The sequence below is a fragment of the Pseudoalteromonas sp. A601 genome, from assembly GCF_002165575.1.
Classification (GTDB): Bacteria; Pseudomonadota; Gammaproteobacteria; order Enterobacterales; family Alteromonadaceae; genus Pseudoalteromonas.
On sequence record NZ_MXQF01000070.1, the window covers coordinates 1 to 248 of the forward strand.

General features: G+C 46.4%; 1 tRNA gene. It reads right to left on the minus strand.

Annotation, left to right across the window (positions count from 1 at the left end):
- Positions 1-165: 165 nt before the first annotated feature.
- Positions 166-241: transfer RNA gene (locus B5G52_RS21630), tRNA-Glu, on the minus strand.
- Positions 242-248 lie beyond the last annotated feature (7 nt).

The following is a 248-nucleotide window of genomic DNA, read 5'->3' on the forward strand; positions in this document are numbered from 1 at the left end:
GTGTCCTAGGCCTCTAGACGATGGGGACACAAAAATGTGTCACTAGGACGATTGATTGTTTATACTCCAATCATGAGTTAAGGTAATACGAATAAATGCAAATAAAGACTCGAGCTGTATTTGCTTCGCTATTTTCTCGGTAGAACCGACACTGATAAATCAGATTGGCGTCCCCAAGGGGATTCGAACCCCTGTTACCGCCGTGAAAGGGCGGTGTCCTAGGCCTCTAGACGATGGGGACACAGAAA